Genomic DNA, 21,290 nt, shown 5'->3' with positions numbered 1-21,290 from the left:
CGACGCCGCTTACCCCTGTTGAGCCAGGGTCTTCGAGATCTTGGCGGCGGCGTCACGCAGGGTCGGCACTGCCCGCTCGGCAAATGTGTCGTCGACGCGGGAAACGGGCCCCGACACCGAAATCGCCATCGGCGTCGGGGCGTCCGGCACGATCATGGAAAAGCAGCGGACGCCGAGTTCTTGTTCTTCTTCATCGATCGAGTACCCGCGTTCGCGCACGCGAGCCAGTTCATCCAGCAAAGCATCGATGGTGCCCAGACTCTTGGGAGTGGGAGTCGGCATGCCGGTGCGCTCGACAATGCGGCGCACTTCGGCATCGTCGAGTTCACCCAAAATTGCCTTGCCCACGCCGGTGTCGTGCAGGTGAGCACGGTGCCCGACCTCGGTGAACATCCGCATCGAATGCTTCGATGGCACTTGAGCGATGTAGACGACCATGTCGGATTCCAAAATCGCCATGTTCGCCGTTTCATCAAGCGTGTCGACGATTTCCTTGAGGTACGGTGTAGCGGCCCCGCCCAACTGACTGCCCGCCACCTCGCCCAGCCGGATCAGCTTGGCCCCGAGCGAATAGCGCCGGTTGGGAAGCTGGCGGGCATATCCTCGCCCAACAAGCGTACGAAGCAGCCGGTGAATGGTCGGCAACGGCAGATCCGTATGCGCGGACAACTCGCTCAACGTCACTTCCCCGCCCACATCGGTGATGAGCTCGAGGATTTCCAGCGCCCGCTCAACGGACTGCACCCCACGGGCACCGTTTTGCGCCATATCGATACTCTCCAGTTCCTTGGTTCGTTTTCCGACGCGCGGAAATTCAATTCCAACATACCGCAACCCCTACCGAGATTTTCACCAGACGAAAAGGTTGTGATTTCACTTTGTAGATAATAATATCCGTATTGTGAAATTTATAAGCTCCGAGAGGGCTCTCGACAACGACGGAGGCTCCATGGCCAACCCCAGTCCCGGCTACTCGATCACCATGCGGCTCGAGGCCCCGCCCAGTTACAACGCCACCACGCAGATAGCCGCGGCCGTCGCCTCGGCGGGCGGCTCGATCACGGCACTCGACGTGATCGAGTCGAGCCACCGCTCGCTCGTCGTCGATGTGAGCGCCGATGCCGGAGACACCCGGCACGCCGAGCAGATTGCCGGGAAACTCGATGAGCTGGACGGCGTGAGCGTTCGCAAGACGAGCGACAGGACGTTTTTGCTGCATGTGGGCGGAAAGCTCGAAGTCACGCCAAAGGTCACGCTGCTGGGTCGCGACGATTTATCCCGTGCGTACACGCCCGGGGTGGCGCGAGTGTGCCGCGCCATCGCCGACAACCCGGACGATGCCAAACGGCTGACCATCAAACGCAACACGATTGCCGTGCTCACCGACGGTTCCGCAGTGCTCGGTCTCGGCAATATCGGCCCGGCCGCCGCCCTCCCCGTAATGGAGGGCAAGGCGGCGCTGTTCAAGCAGTTTGCCGATGTCGATGCATGGCCGGTGTGCGTGGACACCCAGGACACTGAGCAGATCATTGCCGTGGCCAAGGCCGTCGCTCCGGTGTACGGGGGAATCAACCTCGAGGACATCGCAGCGCCCCGGTGCTTCGAGATCGAGGCGCGCTTGCGCGATGAACTCGATATCCCGGTCTTCCACGACGATCAGCACGGCACCGCCATCGTGACCCTTGCGGCGTTGACGAATGCGCTGCGCGTCGTGAACAAGAAGATCGCCGACGTGCGGGTAGTCGTTTCGGGCGTCGGCGCGGCGGGTTCGGCAGTCGTCGAACTGCTCCAGGCCCGCGGCGCCACCGACATCATCGCCGGCGGGCGCAGCGGCGCCTTGAACCACCACGAGACCTACGACGACCCGCAACGGGCCAGGCTTGCCGAGACGACGAACCCGCGGAACTTCACGGGCACGCTGCACGAAGCACTCGTGGACGCCGACGTGTTCATTGGCGTGAGCGCGCCGAACGTCCTCACCGAAGAACACGTCGCTTCGATGGCCCCGGGCGCCATCGTGTTCGCCATGGCCAATCCGGACCCGGAAATCGATCCGCTCGCCGCGTCGAAGCATGCGGCGGTCGTCGCCACGGGACGCAGCGACTTTCCCAACCAAATCAACAACGTACTGGCGTTCCCCGGGTTCTTCCGCGGCCTTCTCGATGCCGACGCCACCGACATCGTGCCGGAGATGCTCACTGCGGCGGCAGCGGCCATCGCCGACAGGATCGGCCCGGACGAGCTCATGCCCGGCTACATCATCCCGAGCGTGTTCGATCCACAGGTGGCAGCCGACGTGGCCGCCGCAGTGGCGAATGCCGCCGGCCCAACTACCGCGAATTAGAAAGGCGATCACACAATGCCCATCACCGTCACCGATATCAATCCCACTCCGGGCGCCGACACCATCCTGACCGACGACGCCTTGGCGTTCGTCGAGAAACTGCAGCGGAATTTCGCCGCCACCCGCGACGAACTCTTGACGAAGCGCGCGACCGATCGCGAAGCCGCCGCCCGCACCGGCCGGCTGGACTTCTTACCCGAAACCGCCGACGTCCGCGACGGGGACTGGACGGTCGCCGAGACGCCCGAGGCGCTGCGCGACCGGCGGGTCGAGATGACCGGACCGGCCACCCCCGCGAAAATGGCGATCAATGCGCTGAACTCCGGCGCCAAAGTGTGGTTGGCCGACCTCGAAGACGCGTCCACGCCGTCCTGGCCGGGAGTCGTCGACGCCGAATACAACCTGTACCGCGCCGCCCGCGGGGATTTGAGCTTCACCAGCGACGCCGGCAAGATCTATTCGCTGCGCACCGATGCCCCGCTGGCAACTGTCGTCATGCGCCCGCGCGGTTGGCACCTGCCCGAGCGGCATGTGCTCGTCGACGGCAAACCCACCGTGGGCGCGCTGGTCGATTTCGGCCTGCACTTCTTTCACAATGCGCAGGCGCTGCTCGAATCGGGTTCGGGCCCCTATTACTACCTGCCGAAGACGGAGAGCTACCTCGAGGCACGCTTGTGGAACGACGTCTTCTCGTTCGCCGAGGACGAGTTGGGCATCCCGCACGGCACGATCCGGGCCACAATGCTGATCGAGACGATTCCTGCCGCATTTCAGATGGAGGAGATTCTCTACGAGCTGCGCGAGCACGCGTCCGGGCTCAACGCCGGCCGGTGGGACTACCTGTTCAGCATCATCAAATATTTCCGGACGTCGGGCGAGAAGTTCGTGTTGCCCGACAGGTCGGACGTGTCGATGACCGCGCCGTTCATGCGCGCGTACACCGAGCAGCTCGTCAAGGTCTGCCACGCCCGCGGCGCCCATGCCATGGGCGGCATGGCCGCGTTCATCCCGAATCGCCGGGAACCGGAAGTGACTGCCGCGGCATTCGACAAGGTGCGCGAGGACAAGTTGCGCGAAGCCCGCGACGGTTTCGACGGCTCATGGGTGGCTCACCCGGATCTGGTGCCGATCTGCCGGGAGGTGTTCGACGACGTCCTGGGCGATGAGCCGAACCAGGTAGCCAAGAAGCGCGATGACGTCACGGTCGCGCCGGATGATTTGCTGGACTTCCAATCGGCCGGCGGCAGCGTCACGGAGGCCGGCGTCCGGCTCAATCTGTACGTGGCGGTGGCGTATATCGCGGTCTGGCTGTCGGGCAACGGCGCCGTGGCCATCCATAATCTGATGGAGGACGCCGCAACGGCCGAGATCTCACGCAGCCAGGTGTGGCAGCAGCTGCACAATAATGTGGCGCTGGCCGACACCGGCGAGAAGGTGACCATCGATCTGGTCTCGAGGCTCTTGGAGGAGGAGACCGAACGGCTTCGCGGCGAGGTCGACGGTGCACTGTTCGACGAGTACTACGTTCCGGCCGCCGATCTGGTGCGCCGGCTTGTCACTGACGACGAGTTCACGGACTTCCTCACGCTGCCGGCGTATGAGATGGTGCCGTAAATGGGAGCACACACGGTTTTGACCGACTCGATCGCGGCAGAGATCGATGCCCGGTTGGCCGACACCGATGAACTGCTGAGCACCGCATACCCGGGCGAGCGCGGATCGCGTCAGCCCGTGCACACGGTCTACGTGCCGGCCGATCAGTTCCACCCGGGACTTTGCGCCGAGTGGGGCCGGGACGCGCTGGCCGTCGCGGACGGTCACGGCGGGATCGGCGGCGTTTCCCGGGCGGCGGCCATCGAGACGCCGGACGCCGTTGCCGACGCCGTCCGGCGCAAGCTCGAAACCGAACCCATCGAGGATTTGCGGCTGGATTTCGAGGACGGGTACGGGGACCGGGGTGACGCCGTCGAGGACGATGACGCCGAGAGAGCGGCCGCCGGGGTGGCCGAAGCGGTGTGCGCCGGCACGACCCCGCCCTTCATCGGCATCCGGTTCAAATGCTTCGAGGAGCCGACCCGGCGGCGTGGCCTTCGCACTCTTGATCTGTTCATTTCCGCACTGATGGACGCCGGGGGCCTGCCGGACGGGCTCGTGTTGACCCTTCCGAAAGTCAGTACCGGCGCACAGGTCGAGGCGATGGTCGCGGTCTGCGCCGCCCTTGAAGCGGCACACGGCCTGGACCACGGCCGGCTCCGGTTCGAGGTGCAGGTCGAGACGCCGCAGCTGATCCTCGGGGCCGACGGCACCGTTCCGCTGGCTCGCGCCGTGCACGCCGGCAACGGGAGGGTCAGCGGCCTGCACTACGGCACGTACGACTACAGCGCCTCGCTGCAGATTGCAGCCGGGCACCAGTCCATGGACCATCCAGCCGCCGATTTCGCCAAGCAGATCATGCAAGTGGTCGCGGCCGGTACCGGCGTCCGGCTGTCCGACGGGTCGTCCAATGTGCTGCCGGTAGGCGATCCGGACGCCGTCGCCGCAGCGTGGCGGCTGCACGGTCGGCTTGTCGGCCGGTCATTGGCGGCGGGCTTCTACCAGGGCTGGGACATGCACCCGGCACAGCTTCTCACCAGGTATCTTGCCACCTACCGGTTTTACCGGTCCGGATTCGAAGCGGCTGCCGGCAGGCTGCACGATTACATTCATCAAGTGGCCGGCGCGGTACTCGACGAGCCGGCAACGGCCAAGGCGCTTGCGGACTTCCTGCGCCGCGGCGTCTCGTGCGGCGCCGTGGGCGAGGCCGAAATCGCCGATAAGGTGGGCATTCCGGCAGGCGATCTGTCCGGGATCGGAACGACGAAAGGACAATCATGACCGACGGCGCCGGCCCGCAGTATTACAGCCCGACCGGGGGCCTACCGGGTCAGACCGAGCTGTTGACCTCCCGGGCCGTGGTGACGCAAGGCTACACGGTCATCCCGCGCGGCGTCCTGCGCGATATCGTCACGAGCGTCCTGCCGGGCTGGACGTCGGCGCGTACGTGGATCTTGAACCGCCCGGTTTCCGGCGGCGCCACCACTTTCGCGCAGTATCTCGTCGAGCTGGGCCCCGGCGGCGGTTCGACCGATCCGGAGCCGCAGCCGGAGGTCGAGGGGTTCCTTTTCGTGCTCGCCGGCACCGTGAGCGTGATACTGGACGGGGCTGCTCATGACCTGGCACCGGGCGGTTTCGCGTTCGTGCCGCCCGGCACCGACTGGTCCATCCGGGCAGGCGATCGGGCGGCGACGTTCCAGTGGATCCGCAAGCGCTACGAGCCGTTGGACGGGCACCCCCCGCACGCGGTGGTCGGCAATGAGCGCGAGATCGAACCCGCATCGATGCCGGAGACGAACGGAACCTGGCGGACCACCCGAATGCTCGCGCCGGACGATTTGTCGTTCGATATGCACGTCAACGTTGTGACGTTCTCGCCGGGCGCCGTCATCCCGTTCGCCGAGACCCACGTGATGGAGCACGGACTGTACGTACTGGAGGGTAAGGCCGTTTACCGGCTGAACGACGACTGGGTGGAGGTCGAGGCGGGTGACTACCTCTCGCTGCGCGCCTTTTGCCCGCAGGCCTGTTACGCCGGCGGCCCCGGCGAGTTCCGGTACTTGCTCTACAAGGACGTCAATCGCCATGTGACGCTCTAATTCCCCTCCTCTCCCTGTTGCCGAGTGGTGGATGGATGCCATCCACCACTCGGCGAGTTTTTTGCTTGACACGATCACTGCACTCCCTCTACGCTTTTCATATCGCAACATTATTTTTTCATTCTACGAAATTTAAGGGAGATGCGATGACGTACACGGTGAACTGTTCAATCCTGCTGACCGAGTTGCCCTTGCTGCAGCGCCCGGCAGCTGCCAAGGCGGCCGGATTCGACAACGTCGAATTCTGGTGGCCGTTTTCCTCGTCGGTGCCGACGGACCGTGAGGTGGACGAATTCACGTCGGCCGTTCGCGATGCCGGAGTGCAGCTGACGGGCCTGAATTTCAACGCCGGCGACATGCCGGCCGGCGAGCGCGGCCTGGTCTCGATTCCGAGCCGGTCGACGGAATTCCGCGACAATCTGGACGTCGTGGCCGGCATCGGCGGTCAGCTCGGCTGCACGGGTTTCAACGCACTCTACGGCAACCGCACGGACGATGCGTCCGACGCCGATCAGGACCTCCTGGCGATCGAAAACCTCTCCCTGGCCGGCAAGGCCATCGCTGCCATCGGCGGCACAGTGCTGCTCGAGCCCGTCAGCGGAGCGCCCGCCTATCCGATCACCACCGTGGCCGATGCCCTGAGCGTGATCGAGACCGTACGCTCCACCGGCGCCGCGAACATCGGTCTCTTGGCCGATTTCTACCACCTGGCAGTCAACGGCGACGACGTCGAAGCCGCAATCGCGAACCACGCTGCGGCGTTCGCTCATATCCAGATCGCCGACAACCCCGGTCGCGGGGCGCCCGGCACCGGATCACTGCCCTTGCACGACTGGGTCGAGAAGGCCCATCGAGGCGGTTACGAAGGCTTCATCGGCCTGGAATACAAAGCGCCAAAGGCCGAGGCGTTCGCCTGGGTCGCCGATTGCCCGGTCGCCGGCCATTCCGGCGCCCGATAGCACCTCACCCACAGCTGAAGGAGACATTCCCATGACATCCATCGCGTTCATCGGTCTGGGCATTATGGGCCTGCCGATGGCCACCAACCTCGCCAACGCCGGGCACGACGTGACCGGCTACAACCGCTCGCCGGAAAAGACCGAGAAGTTCAAGGCTGCCGGCGGCAAGGCTGCCCGCAGCATCGCCGAAACGGTGGACGGCGCCGACGTCATTGTCACGATGGTGCCCGACTCCCCCGACGTCGAGGCGGTCGTCACGGGCGACGACGGCGCCTTAGCCCATGCCGGGGCCGGCGCATTGTGGATCGATTTCTCCACCATCCGGCCCGATGTGGCAACGAACCTCGCCGCACGGGCCAGGGACGCCGGCGTTCGCCCACTGGACGCGCCGGTATCGGGCGGCGAAGCCGGAGCCATCGACGGCGCCCTGTCGGTGATGGTCGGCGGCGCCCCGGAAGACTTCGACGCTGCCGGCGAGGTCTTCGACGCGGTCGGCACCACAATCGTGCACGTCGGCCCCTCCGGCTCGGGCCAAACGGTGAAAGCGGCTAACCAGCTGATCGTTGCGGCCAATATCGAGGCACTTGCCGAGGCGGTCGTGTTCCTGGAGGCGTACGGCGTCGACACCGAAGCCGGGCTGAAGGTGCTCGGCGGAGGACTGGCCGGCTCCAAAGTGCTTGACCAAAAGGGACAAAAAATGCTTGACCGCGACTTCAAGCCGGGCTTCCGCTTGCAGTTGCATCACAAGGATCTCGGTATCGTCAACGCCGCCGCCCGCGAGGCGGGCGTCGCCATCCCTCTCGGATCGACGGTCGCCGGGCTGGTCGGCAACATCGTCGCTCAAGGAGACGGCGGGCTCGACCACTCGGGTCTCTTGACCGAGGTCGCACGCACGTCCGGGCGCCAATAATCCATTCACGCATAGGAGAAGACAATGACAAAGATGCGCACCGTTGACGCTGCCGTCCTGATCCTCGAAAAAGAAGGTGCCACCGAAACTTTCGGCTTACCCGGCGCCGCCATCAATCCCCTGTACGCAGCGATGAAGGCCCACGGCGGCCTCCGGCACACGCTCGCCCGGCACGTTGAAGGCGCCGCGCACATGGCCGACGGCTACAGTCGCAGCGGCCCCGGCAACATCGGGGTGTGCCTGGGAACGTCCGGGCCGGCGGGCACCGATATGATCACCGGTTTGTACGCCGCATGGGCAGATTCGATCCCGATCCTCGCCATCACCGGCCAAGCCCCGGTGGCCAAACTGCACAAAGAGGATTTCCAAGCCGTCGACATCCAGTCCATCGCCACCCCCGTGACGAAGATGGCGATGACTGTGCTGGAGCCGGCCCAGGTGCCCGGCGCCCTGCAAAAGGCGTTCGGTCTGATGCGATCGGGCCGCCCCGGGCCCGTGCTGATCGATCTGCCGCTCGACGTCCAAATGGCCGAAATCGACTTCGATCCCGACGCCTATGCGCCGCTGACGCCGGCGAAACCGCGGGCAACCCGCGCCCAGGCCGAGAAGACGCTCGACATGCTGCTGGCAGCCGAGCGACCGCTCATCGTGGCCGGCGGCGGCGTCGTCAATTCGGACGCCTCCGACAAGCTCGTCCAGTTTGCCGAACTGCTTGGCGTGCCCGTCGTGCCGACCCTGATGGGGTGGGGTGCGCTGGCCGATGATCATCCGCTCAATGCCGGAATGGTGGGAATTCAAACGGCACACCGGTACGGCAACGAATCGATGCTGGCTTCGGACTTCGTTCTGGGCATCGGCAACCGGTGGGCCAATCGCCACACCGGCGGACTCGACACGTACCGGGCCGGGCGCACCTTTGTGCACATTGATATCGAGCCGACGCAGATCGGCCGCGTGTTCGCACCGGACTTCGGCATTACGTCGGACGCCGGCGCCGCACTTGACGAACTCATCGCGGCTGCGCGCAAGCGGACTCTGCCGGACTATTCCGGCTGGGCCGGCGACTGCGCTGCTCGCAAGGGCACCCTGCAGCGGAAGACACATTTCGACACCGTTCCGATCAAACCGCAACGCGTGTACGAAGAAATGAATCGAGCATTCGGCCCGGACACGACCTATGTGTCCACCATCGGCTTGTCGCAAATCGCCGGCGCGCAAATGCTGCACGTGTTCGGCCCGCGCAAGTGGATCAATGCCGGCCAGGCCGGGCCGCTCGGCTGGACGGTGCCGGCAGCTCTCGGCGTCGTCCGGGCCAAGCCGAAAGAAACTGTCGTGGCACTGTCGGGCGATTACGATTTCCAGTTCATGATCGAGGAACTGGCCGTCGGCGCGCAGTTCCGGCTTCCCTACGTGCACGTGGTCGTGAACAACTCGTATTTGGGGCTGATCCGTCAGTCGCAACGCGCGTTCGACATGGATTATCAGGTGTCCCTCGCGTTCGAGAACGTGAACTCTCCGGACGTGGACGGCTACGGTGTCGACCATGTGAAGGTTGCCGAGGGGCTCGGCTGCAAGGCCGTGCGCGTGAAGGACCCCACCGATCTGGCCGCGGCACTGGAAAAAGCGACCGCGCTGGCGCACGAGTTCGAGGTGCCGGTTATCGTCGAGGTCATCTTGGAACGCATCACGAACATCTCGATGGGAACCGAGCTGGACAACGTCAACGAGATCGAAGAACTCGCCGGCACGGCTGCCGACGCGCCGACGGCGCTGACGCCGCTGACCGTGTAGCGCAAGGAGTGATCATGCAAAGCGACTCCCCCGAAGAATCCGGAGCCGTCCACGATCTCGTGGCACGCGGGCCGCGCGTGCTCGGTCCGGACGGCGTCCGGCCCCTCGAGGTCGGGGTCGATGACGGGGTGATCACTGTAATAGCGCCGGCCGGCGCGGGCCTGGCCGGCCGGCGCGCGGTCGAGGTCGGCGCCGACGCCGTCCTGATGCCGGGCCTTGTCGATGCGCACGTGCACGTCAACGAGCCGGGCCGCACCGAGTGGGAGGGTTTCGCGTCGGCGACCCGTGCGGCCGCGGCCGGCGGCGTGACGACGATAGTGGACATGCCGCTCAACTCGATCCCGCCAACCGTCGACGTGCCGGCGCTGGCCGCCAAGCGCGCCGTCGCCCGCGATCAGGTATTCGTCGACGTCGGGTTCTGGGGCGGGGCGGTTCCGGGAAATACCCGGCGTCTCGCCGAACTCGACGACGCCGGCGTGTTCGGCTTCAAATGCTTCCTCATCGATTCCGGAGTTCCGGAATTCCCGCCGATCGGCGACACTGAGCTGGAACGCGATATGGCCGAGATCGCTCGCATCGGCTCGATGGTGATCGTGCACGCCGAGAACGCCCGCGTCATTGCAAGTTCGCCGCCGCCGTCCGGCCGCAAGTACGCGTCGTTCCTGGGCTCGCGCCCGCACGAGGCCGAGGACAGTGCCATTGCCACTGTCATCGAGACGGCCCGCCGTACCGGTGCTCGCGCGCACATTCTGCACTTGTCGTCGTCCGATGCGCTGCCCGAGATCGCTCGAGCCAAGCGGGACGGCGTGCAGCTCACCGTCGAGACGTGCCCGCACTATTTGACGCTGGACGCCGAGCGGGTCCCGGACGGCGCGACGGCCTACAAATGCTGTCCGCCGATCCGCGGTCAGGCGAACCGGGAGGCGCTGTGGCAGGCACTCGGCGACGGCGTGATCGACTCGATAGTCTCCGACCACTCGCCCAGCACCGTTGAACTGAAGAATCCCCCGGACGGCGATTTCGGCACTGCCTGGGGCGGGGTGTCCTCGCTACAGCTGGGCTTGCCGCTGATCTGGTCCGAGGCCAGGCGTCGCGGCTTCGATTTGGCCCGGGTGGCCGGCTGGATGGGCAGCGGCCCGGCGGGAGTGGCGGGCGTCCGGGGCAAGGGACGTCTCGCCGTCGGTTACGACGCCGACTTCTCGGTGTTCGCCGACGACCACACCCTGACAGTCGATGCGGAGGCCCTTCTGCACAAGAACGCCGTGACACCGTACGACGGGCTCGAACTCAGCGGCGTTGTGCAACGCACGTTCGTGCGGGGACGGGAAGTGGATTTCCGGACGCCGTCCGGCACCCTGCTCCGCCGGTAACGAGCCGGATTTGGCTACCCCGGCACCGGTTTTGGACCGAATCCGGTGCCTACTTGATCCAATAGCGGTATTTGGACGGTGCCGTGCCGGTCAGCGGCCAGTCGCTGTCGAGAATGCCGCCGCAGCGTTCAATCACGGTCTTTGACGCGACGTTGTCCGCATCGCACGTGAGAAGGACGCCATCGACGCCGAACGCACGAGCGATGATCACTGACTGCCGGCAGATCTCGGTGGCAAAACCTTGACGTCGAAATTGGGGCAAAACACAGTAACCGACATGTTCCCCGACAATGCGGAGCTCGTCATTGAGACGGTGTCGGATTGAACTGCGGCCGACAACCACGCCATCACTGACTGCCGCCAGGAAGCTGGCCGGCACCGAGCCCGGTGGGAGATCGATGCCGAATTGACGATGTGAGAGTTCGGTGACGTAGCTCGGCCAGTCGGTCTCGTCGGTAAGGCCGAAGGCGAACTCGAAGCCTTCTCGCGCCATCGATAACTGCGCCGTGCGCACGGCGTGCTCATCGTCCACCCCCAAGGGGCGTAAGCGTACGGCGGTTTCGGGATGAAGATCATGCTCGACGGGAACCACTCGGTCATCCTTGCATACCGGACCCGCGATTGTTAACCATTGGTTGACAGATGCGTCAACCAATGGTTGACTTGCGGCATGAACACGATCCGCGAAGCACAAGCAGCCGTCGAGGCAGCCCGACGCCGGTTAAACGAGGCCGTGGGTGAAGCTCGCGATCAAGGACAGACATGGGCCGAAATCGGAAAGGTACTTGGTATGACTCGACAGGCAGCGTTTAAACGGTTCGGCAAACCCATCGATCCCGTCAGCGGCGCCGAAATTGCCCGACGCTCCGTTGCCGCGGTCATCGATGTGACCGAGCAGGTGATGCAGCTGATGTCACAGGGCGACTATCGGCGTGTGCACGGGCTCATGGAACCGCGCACACGCGAGGAGCTCCCCGCCTCGCTGCTGTCCGAAACGTGGCAGAAGGTCCTCAGCGAGGTCGGAACACTGCAGGCATGTCGCAACACCCGTGCCGAGCTTCCCGACGGGACCCTGATCGAGGTCGACGAAGAGATTCTGGGCGGCGTCGTCATCGGGCAAACGATTCTCGAATGCGAGGCCGGCGAAATTGTCGGACGCGTCGCGGTGAATGACCGCCTCAGCGTCGTCGGCGTCTTGCTCGTGCCGACGGACCACGGCCCTCTGCCCTTTTAAAGCGCCGGCGATTGAACCACGCGTAGCGCCACCGCGAGCGCCGGGGCGCAGTTGTGCGCCGGGCCGGGCAGCGAGCTACGCCGCAAGCTGCTCACGTAGCCGAGCTACGTGACCATTGGCATCGACGCGGTATTCCGCCCGGGCCACCCTGCCGTCCGAGCCGATGACGAACGTCGAGCGAAGGACGCCATTGAACGTCTTGTCGCCGAACGTCATCTCGCCGTACGCACCATAGGCCTTGGCCACCGATGCATCGGGATCGGCGAGCAGCGGGAACGTCAGGTGCTCGTTCCGGGCGAATTCGGCGATCGACGCCCGGTCGTCCGGTGAGATGCCGACGACGTCGTAGCCGATCGCGGACAGCGAGGCCAGATTGTCACGGAAGTCACAGGCTTCGGTCGTACATCCGGGAGTACCGGCTTTTGGATAAAAGTAGACGACGACGTTCCGTCCGGCATAGTCGGCCGGCGATACCGTCTCGCCGTCCGCATTCTCCAGCGAAAATGCCGGCGCCTTGTCCCCAACTGCCAACTGCTGTGTCATCCGTTTCTCCTTCATCGAGCTGTCGTCGTACTCTTACGGGAATCACCCGCGTGCCCGGAACGGCATCCCGGTGGCGGTGATCGTCAATTCGTGGATTGTCGCCGCGCGCGGCAGCGAGGCCATCATGGCCACGGTGCGAGCCGCGTCGGCCACGTCGAACGTCGGCTCAAGCCGCCGCCCTCCATCCGGCTGCAACGCCCCGGCCCCGGATCCGATTCCCGCCATCATGTCGGTTGCCGCATTGCCGATATCGATTTGGCCCGCTTGGATCCCCAAGGCCCGCCCGTCCAGATCGATCGATTTGGTCAGCCCCGTGACGGCGTGCTTGGTGGCGGTGTACGCGGCCGAGAGCGGTCTGGGCGCATGTGCCGAGACCGAGCCGTTGTTGATGATCCGTCCCCCGGAAGGATCCTGGGCGGCCATCGCGGCGAAGGCGTATTTCGAGCACAACATCGTGCCGGTGAGGTTCACTTCGACGGTTCGACGCCAGTCCGTCGCATCGATTCCGTCGATGCGGGCGGCCTCGCCGAATCCGCCGGCGTTGTTGAACAGCAGGCCGAGCACGCCCCACGCGTCCGCGACGGCTCCGAACAGCGCGGCAACAGATGCCTCGTCGGTGATGTCCGTCGGCACCGTGATGGCATCGCGGTTCGAGGCGGCCGCCTCGTCCAGCGGCTCGGCCCTGCGCCCGGCCAACGCCACTTTCCAGCCACCGGCCAAGAGTTCCCGGGCGACGGCTCGGCCTATTCCCGTACCGGCCCCCGTGACGACTGCGACTTTCGGATAGTAGGCGTCCGGTGACGCGTCGGGCTGGCTCATGGGACTCCTCTTCGTGCGGACTGCTCATTCCAACCCTAGCCGGAGGGGCACGCTGAATTCGATTGCCTCATCGGGGCGAGGTGAAAGCCCGCAGGACGCGTCGCCAGGTTCGCGACTCTTCTCGAACCGGCACACTTAAATCCGGATCGGCATTGACCGAGCCATAAATCTCGGAGACAAAGATTTCGGATTCCTCCAGCTCCGGCGAGTCTTCGTTGCAACCGGTTACCGTCATGTCGGACCTCCTTGCCGTTCAGCCGATCTCCAGCTTGATATTTCGTATTGTGATAATTAATTTTCTTCGGTTGAAATTAGGTTAAACGCGACACTCGCTGCGGTCAACCACCGGTCGACGGAAAAATTTTTTGCAATGTGACGTGCGCCACGGAGAAATGTGGGCTAGTGTGATCACCACGTTCGCGGTTCGCCGCGACCCTGGGAGCAGCGGGCAGGGAAAAAATGAGCTGACATCACACCGATGTCGGCTCTTTTTTATTGGGCCGGCACGGGTCCATCCACAAACGTCCCGGGTTGGAGGCTTCATGCAAGTCGACGAGTTCAACGCGATGCCCCGCAGCGAGGTGATTTCACTTTTATTGCCGTGCGTCGACATCGAACGCTGGGCGGCCGAGGTCGCCGACCGGCGACCCTATACCGGTCCGGACGACGTCTCCCGGGCCGGCCGCACGGCCGCCCAACCGTGGACCGACGCCGAACTCGACAAGGCGCTCACCCACCACCCTCCGATCGGACGGCGCGCCGACGGCGACAGTGCCGAAGCAGCACTCTCCCGGGCCGAACAGGGGTCTCTCGGCGATACCGATGCCGACCTGGCTGCCCGACTCGACGCGGGTAACGCCGCCTACGAGGACAAATTCGGGCACGTGTTCTTGATTCGCGCTGCCGGCCGGACGCGGGCGGAGATTCTCGCCAATCTGAGTGAACGCATGACCAACGATCCGGCAACCGAGCGCGAGGTCATGGCCGAGCAACTCCGCCAGATCGCCGTGCTCCGACTGGGAGGACTGTTTCAATGAGTCAGATCACCACCCATGTGCTCGACACGGCGTCCGGCACGCCTGCCCGAGGAGTACCCGTCACGCTGCTGACGACGGACGGCAGGGTCCTGGCCGAGGCGATCACGAACGACGATGGCCGCGTGCCGGATCTCGGTCCGGACGCGGTGCCGCCCGGCACCTACCGGATCGCCTTCGACACCGCCTCCTATTTTCGCGCATGCGGTGTCGATTCCTTCTTTCCCAGCGTCACCATCGATTTCCTGCTCACGGATTCGAGCCAGCACTACCACGTGCCGTTGCTGCTGAGTCCATTTGCCTATTCCACCTACCGAGGGAGCTGAATCACCATGAATTCCAAGATCGTTCTGGGCCCGAACCAGTACGGAAAAGCCGAGGTCCGCCTCGTCAAAGTCACCCGCGATACCGCTCGCCACACGATCGAGGACCTGTCCGTCACCTCCGAGTTACGCGGCGACTTCGAAGCTGCGCATTTGGACGGCGACAACGCCCACGTGATTGCCACGGACACGCAAAAGAACACCATCTACTCGTTTGCACGCGACGGCGTGGGCTCTCCCGAGGAGTTTTTGCGCCGGCTTGCCGATCACTTCACCGGAGATTTCGACTGGGTACGCGGCGGTCGCTGGTCGGCCGAGTCGTACGCCTGGGACCGGATCGACGCCCACGGCGCATCGCACGACCACTCGTTCGTGCGGAATGGTCGCTGCGTGCGTACCGCCACTCTGACCCGGGACGGCGACAGGGACTGGCTGCTCGGCGGGGTGAAGGGTCTCACGGTGCTGAAATCCACCGAATCCGGATTCGTCGGGTACCCGAAGGACAAATACACGACGCTTCCGGAAACGACGGACCGGATCCTTGCCACCGATGTGGCAGCAAAATGGCGGTACCGCAACGCCGGCGCGGACGTCGACTTCAACAAGACGTTCGACAGCGTGACGGCCCTCTTGCTCGAAGGCTTCTCGGACGGCTACTCGTCGGCGTTGCAGAACACCCTGTATCAAATGGGCAGCAAGGTGCTCGAAGCGCACGATTCGATCGACGAGATCAAGTTCTCGATGCCGAACAAGCACCATTTCCTCGTGGATCTGTCGCCGTTCGGCCAGGACAACCCGAATGAGGTGTTCTTTGCCGCCGACCGACCCTACGGGCTGATTGAAGGCACAGTGCAACGCGAAGGTATGCCACCCCAGCCCGAGGCCTGGGAAGGCATTGCCGGATTCTGCTGAGTCGATCGCCACAGCAAAGCGAGGACACTGATGAAACTGTCAAATGCACACGGCCGTCCGCCACCGCACCGCCCCGAGGATGAGCGATTGGGGATCGGCGCGAGTTTCGCCTACGGCTTCCAACACGTCCTGACCATGTACGGCGGCATCATTGCGGTGCCGCTCATCATCGGTCAGGCGGCCGGGCTGAGCGGCGCCGACACCGGCATTCTGATTGCGGCAGCACTGTTCATGTGCGGTCTGGCCACGCTGCTGCAATCGCTGGGCGTGCCGTTCCTCGGTGCCAAGCTGCCGCTGGTGCAGGGAGTCACGTTCGCATCGGTGGCGACGATGCTGGCGATCGTGACGAAGGGCGGCGGCCTGCCGTCGGTCTTCGGCGCCATCCTCGTCTCGGCCGCGTTCGGCTTCGTGATCGCCCCATACTTTTCCAAGGTCGTCCGATTCTTCCCTCCCGTGGTCACGGGCAGCGTCATCGCCACTATCGGACTGTCGCTGCTGCCGACGGCCGGAAACTGGGCGATGGGCGGCGACGCGGACGCCACGGGTTACGGCAGCATGGGCAACATCGGCTTGGCCGGGCTGACACTCGCCATCGTGTTGGCGCTCAGCAAGGTCAAGAGCGCCGCCATCTCGCGCCTGTCGATCTTGCTGGCGATGGTGCTGGGCACGCTCATTGCCGTGGCGTTCGGGATGACGGATTTCTCGGACGTCGGGGAAGGCGCGATCTTTGCGTTCCCGACGCCGTTCCACTTCGGGGCGCCGACATTCCACGTCTCGGCCATCATCTCCATGGTCATAGTGGTCATCGTCACGCTGACGGAGACCACTGCCGATCTTCTCGCTATCGGCGAGATCGTCGGCACCAAGGTCGACTCGCGCCGCATTGCCAACGGCCTGCGCGCCGATATGCTCTCCAGCACGATCTCCCCGATCTTCGGCTCGTTCACGCAGACGGCGTTTGCGCAAAACGTCGGACTCGTGGCCGTCACCAAGATCAAGAGCCGCTTCGTCGTAGCGGCCGGCGGCCTCATCATGATCGCCATCGGTCTCTTCCCGGTTCTCGGGCGTGTGGTGGCCGACGTGCCGATGCCGGTTCTTGGTGGGGCGGGGCTCGTGTTGTTCGGTACCGTCGCAGCAAGCGGCATCCGCACGCTGAGCACCGTGAAGTACGACAACACCATGAACTTGATAATCGTGGCGTCGTCGATCGGATTCGGCATGATCCCGATCGCCAACCCCGATTTCTACGACAAGTTCCCCGACTGGTTCGCCACCATCTTCGACTCGGGAATCAGTTCGGCAGCGATCATGGCAATCGTGCTCAATCTGCTGTTCAACCACCTCAGGGCCGGCAACACCGACGACCAATCGGTATTCGTGGCGGCCGGAAGCGCACGCACAGTCTGCCCGGCCGACGTCGCAAACCTGGTCGACGGCGACCACGTCAAGGACGGCAAGCTCATCGATGCGGACGGCGAAGAGGTACCGGTGGTCGATGACGTTTGAGCGCCGAATGGTCGGCAAGCACGGTGGGGCTCAGATGGGCTGAGCCCTACCGTGCTTGCCGCGGCCGGTAGACGGCGAGGCCGAGCCCCGCAAGCGCCGCCAGGAGACCGGTCGCCACTATCACCGTGAAGAAGCCGGCCCGTGCGTCGTAGGTTTGGACGATGGTCCCGGTCACGGTCGAGGCAATGGCCTGCCCGATGACGACTCCGGTGGAGAGCATTGTCATCACCGTCGTCGACTTGCCGACCGGCGCGACCTTGGAGCCGATCGAGAACAGGGTGACGAGGCTGGGGCCGATGCCGACCCCGGCCAACACGAGCGCCGGAATCATCGCTCCGATCGATCCGATCCACGGGTAGATCAACGAAGCAACGAACGGCAGTGCTGCTGCGGCGATCCAGCGCTGACGCAATTCGAAGCGTTCCGGAAGAGCAGCGACCGCCAGGGCGCATATCGCAGAGCCGACGCCCATGGCGCCGTACAGGATTCCGGTCTTCGGCTCTTGCCCGAAATCCCCCATGAAGGCCGTCAATGCGGTCAGCGTCGACCCGAAGAACAACCCGATCGCCGTCATGCCGAACGCAGGAAGCAGCACCCGGATCGTCAAGAGTTTGCCGCTCCTGGCGGGGCCGGCCGCACGATGGTTTTCGATGTGCGCTTCGTTGGCGGTGCGGTGCAGCGCCAACCAGCCAACGAAGACGAACACGACGCCGGCCGCCACAATGACGGGGGTGCCCGGCGACACCGCCCATGCGAGCACCCCGACCAGGACCGGACCCAATACGAAGACGAGCTCATCGGCCATCGATTCATAGCTCATGGCGGCACTGAGCGGTTTAGCGGCCCGATGACCCGGCAGATGCTTCGGGATCAGGGCCAGCCATCGGGCTCTCGCCAGCGGTCCGACCTGCGGGGCGCTGGCACCGGTCAGGAATGCCGCAACCAGCAACATGATCACGCCGTCACCCGCATAAGCCAACCACACGATCGCCAACAGAAAAGCGGTGTTGGCAATCGCGCATGCGCTCATCACGATCCGCTGTCCCCATTTGTCGGCTGCGGCGCCGACGAATGGTCCGAATACCGCCGATCCAAAACCGACGACTCCGGACGTCAGACCGGCAAGCGAATACGATTCACGCACGCCGGCCACGAGCGTCAACACGCCGACGACGGTCATGGCCAGCGGCAGCCTGCCGAGGAATGCGACGGGGAAAAAGAGCGCGCCGGAAATGTCGACGAGCGATTTGAAGGGGTTGCGCGGCGGGGATTTCAGGTCGGTTTCGGGCACGTCTGCTCACTTGCTCTGCGCCCGTCCCACCCCCGAAGCGCCGACCCTGGATGACTGCGTCCCAGTGTACCGGCTCGAAGGCGCCGTGCCCGCGACCGGTTAGTCTTCACACATGCAGTCCCTGGTGCAGAAGTATCTCGAGCAGATCTATTCCTCGGTGCTTCCCGATTCGTCCGGCTGGCTCGCCGATTACATTCCGGAACTCGCAGTGGTCAACCCGGAGAAATTCGGCATTTGCATCGCCACCATCGACGGCACCGTGTACGAGGTCGGCGACGCGGAATGGCCGTTCACCATCCAGTCGGTGTCGAAACCGTTCACTTACGGAATGGCGCTTGCCGACAACGGGGAACAGGCCGTGGACGCCAAGATCGACGTCGAACCGTCGGGGGACGCGTACAACGAGATCAGTCTGGAGCGCGGCACCGGCCGTCCGCTCAATCCCATGATCAACGCCGGTGCCATCCTGGCGGCGTCGCTGGTGAACGGTGCCGAGCCGGAAGAGCAGTTCGAACGGCTGCGGGATTTCTACTCCCGGTTCGCCGGCCGCGAGCTGCCGCTGGATTACAACGTATTCACCTCCGAGCACGACGCCGGCGACCGCAACCGTGCCATCGCGTACATGCTGCGCACGGTCGGCGTCCTCGACCAGCTGCCGGAGGACGCGCTCGACGTGTACTTCCGGCAATGCTCGGTGCAGGTCACGGCGCGGGATCTCGCACTGATGGCCGCAACGCTCGCCAATACCGGAATGCAGCCGCTCACCGGCGAGCAAGTGCTTTCTCCGCAGCTGGTGCGGCGCGTGCTGTCCGTCATGACGACGTGCGGCATGTACGACGCCGCCGGCGACTGGGTGAGCGCCGTCGGTCTTCCGGCGAAGAGCGGCGTGGGCGGCGGCATCCTGGCCGTGTTGCCCGGCCAGATCGGCATTGCGGCGTACTCGCCGCGGATCGACAGACACAGCCACAGCGTCCGCGGCGTGAAGGCGTGCCGCGCGCTCTCGGACACTTTCGACCTTCACTTCCTCAACGTCACGCGCGGATCGCGGTCGATAGTGCGCGCCCGCTACGACTTGAAACGCCGGACGTCGACTGCTGCCCGTACGCCGGCCCAGCGCGGCATCTTGGCAGCACACGGCGATCGCGTCCAATTTTTCGAGCTGCACGGCGACCTGCTCTTTGGCGGCGCCGAGGCGGTCGCGCGCGGCCTTGCCGACGAGGCCGGCTCCTTCGATATCGTCGTCATCGAGATCGGCGGCGTCGACCAAATCTCGGACGTCGCGCGGCGGCTCCTGCTCGACGCCCGAGGCGCCCTTGCCGTCGAAGGAAAGACCGGCATCCTCGTCGACCCGGAAAACCGGCTCGTCGATGAGGAGGACATCGACGATTCCAATGCCTTCACCGAACTCGCCGACGCCGTCACGTGGTGCGAAGAAGAACTACTCAAGCGCTACGGCACCTAAGAAGAGTTGAGACATCCACGAGGAGAAGCTCATGTCCCGCTACCCCAGCCCGTCCATCGACGAGGTCCCCGCCGATATCCGGGATCGCATCCTGCACGTGCAGGAAAAGACCGGGTTCATTCCGAACGTCTTCCTGGCACTGGCGCGTCGTCCTGCCGAATGGCGTGCGTTCTTCGCTTATTACGACGCGTTGATGGAGTCCGAGACCGGATCGCTGACGAAGGCCGATCGCGAAATGATCGTGACGGCCACGTCGGCCCGCAACAAATGCCTGTACTGCGTGGTCGCCCACGGCGCGGTGTTGCGAATCCGAGAAAAGAACCCGCTGGTGGCCGACCAGGTCGCCGTCAATTACCGCACGGCCGATATCACGGGTCGCCAGCGCGCCATGCTGGATTTCGCCTTCAAGGTGCAGGCCGAATCGGACGCCGTGACGGATGACGACTTCGCGCAGCTCGCCCAGCACGGCTTTGACGACGAGGACGCTTGGGACATCGCCTCGATCACCGCATTCTTCGGATTGTCGAACCGTATCTCCAGCGTCTTCGGCATCGCACCGAACCCAGAGTTCTACCTGATGGGCCGCGTTCCGCGGGAGAAGAAATGATCGAACGGCTCACCGTCGCACACGTCGGCCGGTACAAGGCGATCCGGCTGCGCGCGCTCACCAGCGACCCGGACCCGTTTTGGCGCACCGCCGCCGAAGAAGAAGCATTCTCGCCGGAGCAGTGGACGTCGCGCCTGGCCAATGAGGGGCGTGCAACTTTCGTGGCGACGTCCGGCGGTGGCGCGGACGTGGGGCTGGTCAGCATCGGCCCGCCGTCCTGGAACGTCTCTGCGGACCCACTCGACTACGACCTGTCGAGCATGTGGGTGGCGGCCGAGGCAAGGGGATCCGCGGCCGCCCGCGAGCTTGTGACTGCGGCTGTCGACTTCGCCCGTGGAGCGGGCGCCCGGCGGGTCACGTTGTGGGTCCTCGACGGCAACGCACGGGCAAACGCCTTTTACGACAAGTGCGGCTTCACGCCGACCGGCCGCACCGGCATGTTTCCCCCGCCCCGAAACCTTGCCGAACACGAACGGGAACTCTCGCTGTAAAC

22 protein-coding genes are annotated in these 21,290 nt (G+C 64.7%); 16 read left to right on the top strand and 6 right to left on the bottom strand.

Annotated elements, in window-relative coordinates:
• Positions 1-9: 9 nt before the first annotated feature.
• Entirely contained in the window at positions 10-768 is a 759-nt protein-coding gene (locus BJY26_RS08275) for an IclR family transcriptional regulator (RefSeq protein WP_179427282.1), read from the bottom strand.
• A gap of 181 nt (positions 769-949) precedes the next feature.
• Between BJY26_RS08275 and BJY26_RS08270 the strand changes: the two genes are divergently transcribed.
• The 8 genes from BJY26_RS08270 (at position 950) to allB (ending at position 11,066) form a co-directional block, all read left to right on the top strand.
• The gene (locus tag BJY26_RS08270) at positions 950-2,344 is read left to right on the top strand and encodes an NAD-dependent malic enzyme (protein WP_179427280.1); all 1,395 of its coding nucleotides are present in this window, start codon (positions 950-952) and stop codon (positions 2,342-2,344) included.
• A gap of 15 nt (positions 2,345-2,359) precedes the next feature.
• Positions 2,360-3,958 carry a malate synthase A gene (gene aceB / locus BJY26_RS08265; RefSeq protein WP_179427278.1) on the top strand — a complete coding sequence of 533 codons (1,599 nt, stop codon included), beginning with the start codon at positions 2,360-2,362 and terminating at the stop codon, positions 3,956-3,958.
• Positions 3,959-5,218 (top strand): DUF6986 family protein, encoded by a 1,260-nt coding sequence (locus tag BJY26_RS08260; protein WP_179427276.1) that lies wholly within the window; start codon positions 3,959-3,961, stop codon positions 5,216-5,218.
• Positions 5,215-6,036 carry a bifunctional allantoicase/(S)-ureidoglycine aminohydrolase gene (locus tag BJY26_RS08255; RefSeq protein ID WP_179427274.1) on the top strand — a complete coding sequence of 274 codons (822 nt, stop codon included), beginning with the start codon at positions 5,215-5,217 and terminating at the stop codon, positions 6,034-6,036. The genes BJY26_RS08260 and BJY26_RS08255 overlap by 4 nt, the downstream gene beginning before the upstream one ends.
• A gap of 146 nt (positions 6,037-6,182) precedes the next feature.
• Positions 6,183-6,995, top strand: coding sequence for a hydroxypyruvate isomerase family protein (locus BJY26_RS08250; protein WP_179427272.1), 813 nt, complete (start codon positions 6,183-6,185; stop codon positions 6,993-6,995).
• A 31-nt stretch (positions 6,996-7,026) separates the two neighbouring features.
• Positions 7,027-7,905 carry a 2-hydroxy-3-oxopropionate reductase gene (locus BJY26_RS08245; RefSeq protein WP_179427270.1) on the top strand — a complete coding sequence of 293 codons (879 nt, stop codon included), beginning with the start codon at positions 7,027-7,029 and terminating at the stop codon, positions 7,903-7,905.
• A 24-nt stretch (positions 7,906-7,929) separates the two neighbouring features.
• The gene (gene gcl, locus BJY26_RS08240) at positions 7,930-9,696 is read left to right on the top strand and encodes a glyoxylate carboligase (RefSeq protein WP_179427268.1); all 1,767 of its coding nucleotides are present in this window, start codon (positions 7,930-7,932) and stop codon (positions 9,694-9,696) included.
• A gap of 14 nt (positions 9,697-9,710) precedes the next feature.
• Positions 9,711-11,066 carry an allantoinase AllB gene (gene allB, locus BJY26_RS08235; protein ID WP_179427266.1) on the top strand — a complete coding sequence of 452 codons (1,356 nt, stop codon included), beginning with the start codon at positions 9,711-9,713 and terminating at the stop codon, positions 11,064-11,066.
• 49 nt (positions 11,067-11,115) lie between these two features.
• Here allB and BJY26_RS08230 read toward each other — a convergent pair whose 3' ends face one another.
• A complete protein-coding gene (locus BJY26_RS08230; RefSeq protein WP_244953895.1) occupies positions 11,116-11,760 on the bottom strand; it encodes a GNAT family N-acetyltransferase in 645 nt (214 codons plus the stop codon).
• 96 nt (positions 11,761-11,856) lie between these two features.
• Here BJY26_RS08230 and BJY26_RS08225 point away from each other — a divergent pair, with 96 nt between their 5' ends.
• On the top strand, positions 11,857-12,300 hold the full coding sequence (locus BJY26_RS08225; RefSeq protein WP_237249117.1) for a DUF3887 domain-containing protein: 444 nt from the start codon (positions 11,857-11,859) through the stop codon (positions 12,298-12,300).
• A gap of 75 nt (positions 12,301-12,375) precedes the next feature.
• Here the strand turns inward: BJY26_RS08225 and bcp are convergent, their stop codons facing one another.
• From bcp to BJY26_RS08210, 3 genes are all read right to left on the bottom strand, one after another.
• A complete protein-coding gene (bcp, locus tag BJY26_RS08220) occupies positions 12,376-12,843 on the bottom strand; it encodes a thioredoxin-dependent thiol peroxidase (RefSeq protein WP_179427262.1) in 468 nt (155 codons plus the stop codon).
• 42 nt (positions 12,844-12,885) lie between these two features.
• Positions 12,886-13,662 carry an SDR family oxidoreductase gene (locus BJY26_RS08215; RefSeq protein WP_179427260.1) on the bottom strand — a complete coding sequence of 259 codons (777 nt, stop codon included), beginning with the start codon at positions 13,660-13,662 and terminating at the stop codon, positions 12,886-12,888.
• Between the two features lie 67 nt (positions 13,663-13,729).
• Positions 13,730-13,897, bottom strand: a complete 168-nt coding sequence (locus BJY26_RS08210; RefSeq protein ID WP_179427258.1) for a hypothetical protein — start codon at positions 13,895-13,897, stop codon at positions 13,730-13,732.
• Between the two features lie 307 nt (positions 13,898-14,204).
• Here BJY26_RS08210 and uraD point away from each other — a divergent pair, with 307 nt between their 5' ends.
• The 4 genes from uraD to BJY26_RS08190 are packed head-to-tail and all read left to right on the top strand — an operon-like array spanning position 14,205 to position 17,437.
• A complete protein-coding gene (gene uraD / locus BJY26_RS08205; RefSeq protein ID WP_179427256.1) occupies positions 14,205-14,699 on the top strand; it encodes a 2-oxo-4-hydroxy-4-carboxy-5-ureidoimidazoline decarboxylase in 495 nt (164 codons plus the stop codon).
• Positions 14,696-15,022 carry a hydroxyisourate hydrolase gene (gene uraH / locus BJY26_RS08200; RefSeq protein ID WP_179427254.1) on the top strand — a complete coding sequence of 109 codons (327 nt, stop codon included), beginning with the start codon at positions 14,696-14,698 and terminating at the stop codon, positions 15,020-15,022. The genes uraD and uraH overlap by 4 nt, the downstream gene beginning before the upstream one ends.
• Positions 15,023-15,028: 6 nt before the next feature.
• The gene (gene pucL, locus BJY26_RS08195) at positions 15,029-15,931 is read left to right on the top strand and encodes a factor-independent urate hydroxylase (RefSeq protein WP_179427252.1); all 903 of its coding nucleotides are present in this window, start codon (positions 15,029-15,031) and stop codon (positions 15,929-15,931) included.
• A 30-nt stretch (positions 15,932-15,961) separates the two neighbouring features.
• On the top strand, positions 15,962-17,437 hold the full coding sequence (locus tag BJY26_RS08190; RefSeq protein WP_179427250.1) for a nucleobase:cation symporter-2 family protein: 1,476 nt from the start codon (positions 15,962-15,964) through the stop codon (positions 17,435-17,437).
• 46 nt (positions 17,438-17,483) lie between these two features.
• On the opposite strand, the gene BJY26_RS08185 is transcribed toward BJY26_RS08190, so the two are convergent.
• The gene (locus BJY26_RS08185; protein ID WP_179427248.1) at positions 17,484-18,728 is read right to left on the bottom strand and encodes an MFS transporter; all 1,245 of its coding nucleotides are present in this window, start codon (positions 18,726-18,728) and stop codon (positions 17,484-17,486) included.
• A gap of 112 nt (positions 18,729-18,840) precedes the next feature.
• Here BJY26_RS08185 and glsA point away from each other — a divergent pair, with 112 nt between their 5' ends.
• From glsA to BJY26_RS08170, 3 genes are read left to right on the top strand one after another with little or no spacing between them, the layout of a single operon-like run.
• Entirely contained in the window at positions 18,841-20,190 is a 1,350-nt protein-coding gene (glsA, locus tag BJY26_RS08180; protein WP_179427246.1) for a glutaminase A, read from the top strand.
• A 31-nt stretch (positions 20,191-20,221) separates the two neighbouring features.
• Positions 20,222-20,797, top strand: coding sequence for a peroxidase-related enzyme (locus tag BJY26_RS08175; RefSeq protein WP_179427244.1), 576 nt, complete (start codon positions 20,222-20,224; stop codon positions 20,795-20,797).
• Positions 20,794-21,288, top strand: a complete 495-nt coding sequence (locus BJY26_RS08170) for a GNAT family N-acetyltransferase (RefSeq protein WP_179427242.1) — start codon at positions 20,794-20,796, stop codon at positions 21,286-21,288. Before BJY26_RS08175 ends, BJY26_RS08170 begins: the two co-directional genes overlap by 4 nt.
• Positions 21,289-21,290: the final 2 nt, after the last annotated feature.

Origin of the sequence: Spelaeicoccus albus (assembly GCF_013409065.1) — a bacterium.
In the GTDB taxonomy this organism is placed as follows: Bacteria; Actinomycetota; Actinomycetes; order Actinomycetales; family Brevibacteriaceae; genus Spelaeicoccus; species Spelaeicoccus albus.
Note: the sequence above shows the minus strand (reverse complement) of the source record. Positions and strands in the feature narration are given on the sequence as shown.